Source organism: Phytobacter sp. V69 (assembly GCF_965644215.1).
GTDB lineage: Bacteria > Pseudomonadota > Gammaproteobacteria > Enterobacterales > Enterobacteriaceae > Phytobacter.
In genome coordinates this window covers 1-4,991 of sequence record NZ_CBFFRL010000271.1, presented here as the reverse complement: position 1 = coordinate 4,991, position 4,991 = coordinate 1, and the positions used below count along the sequence as shown (strand labels likewise).

The 4,991-nt window shown below is 48.1% G+C and carries 5 protein-coding genes; 1 reads left to right on the top strand and 4 read right to left on the bottom strand.

Features of this window, described 5'->3' with window-relative positions:
- Positions 1–269: 269 nt before the first annotated feature.
- The 3 genes from ACSZPU_RS23295 to ACSZPU_RS23285 all read right to left on the bottom strand — a co-directional run bounded on the left by ACSZPU_RS23295 (position 270) and on the right by ACSZPU_RS23285 (position 2,852).
- Positions 270–902, bottom strand: coding sequence for a hypothetical protein (locus ACSZPU_RS23295; protein WP_499003737.1), 633 nt, complete (start codon positions 900–902; stop codon positions 270–272).
- A gap of 61 nt (positions 903–963) precedes the next feature.
- Entirely contained in the window at positions 964–2,067 is a 1,104-nt protein-coding gene (locus tag ACSZPU_RS23290) for a hsdR (RefSeq protein ID WP_499003735.1), read from the bottom strand.
- A gap of 20 nt (positions 2,068–2,087) precedes the next feature.
- A complete protein-coding gene (locus tag ACSZPU_RS23285; RefSeq protein ID WP_499003731.1) occupies positions 2,088–2,852 on the bottom strand; it encodes a tyrosine-type recombinase/integrase in 765 nt (254 codons plus the stop codon).
- A gap of 463 nt (positions 2,853–3,315) precedes the next feature.
- Here ACSZPU_RS23285 and ACSZPU_RS23280 point away from each other — a divergent pair, with 463 nt between their 5' ends.
- Entirely contained in the window at positions 3,316–3,990 is a 675-nt protein-coding gene (locus ACSZPU_RS23280; protein WP_499003728.1) for a hypothetical protein, read from the top strand.
- A 37-nt stretch (positions 3,991–4,027) separates the two neighbouring features.
- Here ACSZPU_RS23280 and ACSZPU_RS23275 read toward each other — a convergent pair whose 3' ends face one another.
- Entirely contained in the window at positions 4,028–4,654 is a 627-nt protein-coding gene (locus ACSZPU_RS23275) for an RES family NAD+ phosphorylase (protein ID WP_499003725.1), read from the bottom strand.
- Between the last annotated feature and the right edge of the window lie 337 nt (positions 4,655–4,991).

The window sequence follows — 4,991 nt, the reverse complement described above, 5'->3', positions numbered from 1 at the left end:
ATTCTTACGGGGTTCTTTTCGCCAGGATTGGGATTCCATACTTAGATGTCCGTCTGTACAGGTGGGCGTCTAAGTTATCAGTACTGGCTTAATGGCTACATACGGCGCTGGCTTTACGCTTACCATATTGATGTTCAGATCTAGTGATTTATGACAATTTACGACCTACTTTTTGACTACAAACGTACTACAGAATTCAATAAAAGGTATTTCTTTAAAATTCAAATGTATTACATGTGTATTTTTATTGAATTCCAATGGTAGTTCGATCAGATGTCTGTCTTTCCATCATTCTGAATTGAATTCCTCTCATTGAGCCATTGGCGATACCTGATGAGGCGACCTTCCGCTGCCTTTTTTTTCAGTATCTCCCAGGCCGACCATTCTGACCCAATGAGCCGTGACTCAGGCATCGCGCAAAGTTTCCTTAACTTTCGGGAGATGTACAGGGCCCGTAGACCGATATCAGCGAACTGGAGGTGGCGGGTCTGGAAATAAGCAAGGTGTTTTGGGGGGGACTGGTTATATTCTGCTACATACAGAACGTACCGACGGGCTTCTTCGATTCGTACAGGGAGCTCATGAATCTTATACATCATCAAGGGGGGCAAATATCGCCAGTCGCCCTTAACTTCATCAATACTGAAAACCGGAAAAGGAGTGACAGGTCTGAGTTCATCGGAACTGGAACCGGGTTCTGGTTCACCGGTATCCCTTACAATATCAGTACACTGTTCAGCAAGTCGTTCGAGTCGGAAGACCAAATCAACAGCGATAAACGCGCGTTCACTGGATGCTTTTTTTTGTCCGGAATTCCGCTCGCGGAACCACATAATCCCCTGCGTAACGACACCGCCAGCAATACCGCCGGTTAGCACCTGCTGTATCCATTCATATCCCATAGACACTCCTTTGTGGAATACATGTGAAATATATTTGAGCTACAACTGAAATACATATGTATTACTTATTTTCCTCATGGTCCTCATAGATAGTGGGGGCAGGGTCTCCTTCACAAAACTTACAGCCGGTCGCGTAGCTGTATTCAGGAACGTCGGTACTGTGGTACCCGCAATGAAAGCATTGATGGATATCATCATGGACTGTCAGACAAGCCGAGCAGATATAATTGTCTCCGAACTCACAGACAGCATCTCTGGCTTCGCATACACAACAACCGGCAGGAGTACCTAAGCCTGCAATGTCGGGCTTGGACGTTGAGCTGGTATCGAACAGGTCATAACGTTTGATAACGATTTCGCAATCGTTGCATTTAAAATTCGCTCCTGCCCAGTCAGAAACGTAATTAATTTCACCACACTCCGGGCATTTCACCTCAGCGCTCTTAATGAATGATGAGCTGCATACAAGGCATGCCAGATGCCAAACTTTTATGTTCTTCACTTCACTGACCACAGTGGCCAGTGCCGCTTCTTTTTCGCATTCATAACAGGTGACCAGTTCCTCTCCATTGCTGACGTGAGTATCGAGTACCGGTTTCATCTGTGTGTATTTGATGTCAGAGTAATATTGGTTCTTGATGAGCAGGTCAGTTTCCTGTCTGGCCAGATATCCCCCCAGAGCACCTTCAAAAAGGGGCTTCCAGTCATCGCGCATCAGACGGTTCAGCGCAAACCAGGCATCAGCCTGCTCGGCCAGGAGTTTCGCTTTTGCTTCATCGCTATACCCGTCATGATAAAAATGGACCACACGGTTACGGTGCTGGCGGATTTTATCGAAGGCTTTTAACGTATCCTTTGGCAATGGCTTTTCCAGCACATCACTCAGGCGTTCGCACGCTTCCTGAAAGGTGATGGACTGGAAATCGCCGGACATGTATTTTTTGCGGACGATTTTTTTCCCGCTGCAGACCAGGGACCAGTGTTCGTGGGCCAGCGGTACCTTCAGCAAAATCTCGACGGCCGTCCAGAAACTCACAATGGAATGGGTGGGGGAGGTGTCGAATTCTTCCTGGGCTTTCCGCAAAAATTCCATGCCGTTATTAAGGAGACCCTCGACTTCTCTGGAGAGTTGCAACTTACGTGGCAGAATTGCGTGGACGTTCATAAATCTCCCGTGAGTGAATGTTATTCCCTGCGCAGCAGCTGCAGCGCGCCGGCCGTATCCAGTGTAAACCGGACCTGGTGGCTGGCGGCCACATCCAGCGCAAATATCCGTAAATACACTTCCGTCGACTCGTACTTTTCGTGGCCCATCAGCCCCTGGAGGATCTTCGGGTGCACGTGGCCATAGATAAGGTGCATCGCAAAACTGTGGCGGAAGATATGCGGCGAGATATCAGCACTGAAACGCACACCATGGCGCGCCGCGTCATCCACTGCCCGTGTCAGCCAGTTGCGTACCGTGCGATCGGTGGTTTTCCACACCGGCAGCGCGCGGCGTTCACCGGTGATGGGGTCATCCTCAAACCGTTCCTTTGTGCTGGCGAACAGCCGGCGCATCTCATCAACATAGGCCGGGTCCGACAGCGGGACCACGCGGTTGGCGCTTTTGCCTTTTTTCGGGCGGCCGCCGCCGGCACGTCGCTGTTTGGCCGTGCGGATCACCACGTGAGGAATATCTTCATTGAGGTGAAAATCGCGACGGCGCAGGGCCAGCACTTCATTGATACGCCCGCCGGTGTTCCACAGGGTATTGATGAGCGCATGCTGGCTCCAGTCCGGAAGATAGTGGAGGAGGGCGGCAATCTCCGGGGCCAGCAGGTAGCGGGGCAGATCGGCATAATGCCGGGCCATTTCCCGCAGCGCCAGTGCCCGGCCGTAGTCGAACGGGGCAGGGGAGTGGGCACCTGTCTGTGTTGTCAGGACGTTACTGGTCGTCAGCTGGTTCATTTAGCCCGCACTATAAAGAAGAAGAATAGCGCGCTGCATGAAATCTGCGGAGGTACACCCCTGTAACCTCCGTATTTTTCACACAGCGCAATCTGGTACTCCACTGCATATATTGTGGCGTTCACCGCGCCCTGCTGCCAGCGGAAAAACCCGCAGAGCCTGGTGCGCTGAATTTCCGCTTTCTGGAAATATACCATAAAACGGAAGAAAGAATTTTGCCCCGGTTCCGGCGGGAGGATCGAAAAAGGATCCTTTATCCCAGGATGATGGGGTGAAGACCCTGTAAAACCCCTGGATGGTGCGTTCTGTGACAAACTGCCCTCAGTGTGACGGGCTTTCCGCAAATTACAGAAAACGGAAATGAGAAAGTGCAGTCACATGCAGGTGAACAAAATTTGCCCTTGTTTAAGATTTGCTATATAGTGATTTTATGAAAATCTTAAACACCAGAGACGAGGCCACCATGACGACAACAACGACAGGTAAAAAAGCCCGGGCTCATCAGCTGACCGCTGAACACTCAGGCTTCGATCTTCTTCGATATCGTATCCAGAATATTGGCAATAAATATGTTAGCTATGTGGATGATGTGCCGGAAGAGAAACTGATTTCATTACTGACGGTATCAGATGAAGAATTCTGGTCTGAATTTAAATACCTGGCTTTAACCCGGCGTTTAATTAATGCCGAAACACCAGAAAAAAAAGAACAGGAAGACTTTATTGAGGCCAGACTGGTGTTTTTAAAAACACTGGATGAATATGGCGGAGTACATAAATCAGCTACGGTTGCCAGTCTGACAGGAACGTCAGTTGTTACTGTACATAAACATGGTAATCAGGGAAAGCTGATTCAGCTGGACTGGGGTGCTGATCGTCTGTATCCCGTATTTCAGTTCAGTGTAGACGAAGAACGATCGGACAAAGGAATGTTAAAGGGTGTTAAAGAAATTCTCGAACATATTACTCACAACGTCAGTGATGTTCGGAAGTGTAACTTTTTTACCCGTCGCATTGAAATGCCATTGTCGGAAAACAAAGTATCCGTTATTGATATTTTACGTCGGGGTCCGACAAAAAGTGAAATGGAGCATTTGCTGATCCTTGCAGATAACTTCGGTACGAACCATACGATGTGAAAAATGGGCCGTAAGGCCCATTTTGTTATCTGACGTTTCACATCACAAGGATATTCAGGTCAAACTTTAAGATTTCTTTCGTACTTTTGCCACCGTGATGATAATTACTGAGGCTGGTCACTGAAACAGTTTCCAGACACCCATTACCATCGGTAAAGTCCGACCAGAGAACGATACATGGTTTGCCGGTGTGTCGTGATAAATACTGAATTCCATCTGCATGAGGCGAAAGAGCCTGCGCCAGCAACTGAGTGTACGGGTACACTGCTTTTGGCCCAAGTAGATCCCCTACAGCAACGCCCAGCTGTTGAGCCAGTGGTCCCTCATCGAACAGGACCAGCTCACGGCCAGCTTTGAGCTGAGCGATGTAATTGATTTCCAGATCCGATTTATCAATCACCTTTTCTTCCTGAAAGACTTCCTTCAAGGCCGTCTCAGGGGTCAGGGCGAGATAAATAACACCTTTGGATTTGTCCATCAGTGAAAAGCGGGTGTGACTCTTCTGATTAAAGTGCACTCCATTTCCACCGTATTCACCATTCTGCACTTTAAAGTAATCAGGTCCGACAGGTAACTTGAAAGTGACCTGGCATTCCTGGTTTTGTTCTTTAGCTACAATGTGGGCTACTAGTTCAGGCAGGCCCTCTGCGTTTAATAAAGTCATGGGTTAAGTTCTCCGGATAATTGCATCGTCTTCGATGCTTCCTAAATCTATGAATTAGCATAAGAATTATTCCTTTTGCTATGAGTGAATGTTGTCCGTGCTTGCCCGGACAACGTGCGGTCATCTTCTAAGAAGAATGACGTTTCGATAGTAGCGCAGCGGTTACAGAATTAAAGCAATTTTGAGTGATACAGCGTCAGTGTGAATAAAATTCATACACATTAATCAGTTTGAATAATTATCGAATACAAATAAAATACAAAGGCGGATTCAACTCCGAAGTGCAACGCTAAGCCGCCAATCTTAGCTCTGCAAACACCACAGACGGTTGCCTGAA

What these genes read in the sequence shown, in the direction of transcription:
- ACSZPU_RS23295 (WP_499003737.1), bottom strand. Translation starts at nt 902, where the DNA reads ATGGGATATGAATGGATACAGCAGGTGCTAACCGGCGGTATTGCTGGC.
- ACSZPU_RS23290 (WP_499003735.1), bottom strand. Translation starts at nt 2,067, where the DNA reads ATGAACGTCCACGCAATTCTGCCACGTAAGTTGCAACTCTCCAGAGAA.
- ACSZPU_RS23285 (WP_499003731.1), bottom strand. Translation starts at nt 2,852, where the DNA reads ATGAACCAGCTGACGACCAGTAACGTCCTGACAACACAGACAGGTGCC.
- ACSZPU_RS23280 (WP_499003728.1), top strand. Translation starts at nt 3,316, where the DNA reads ATGACGACAACAACGACAGGTAAAAAAGCCCGGGCTCATCAGCTGACC.
- ACSZPU_RS23275 (WP_499003725.1), bottom strand. Translation starts at nt 4,654, where the DNA reads ATGACTTTATTAAACGCAGAGGGCCTGCCTGAACTAGTAGCCCACATT.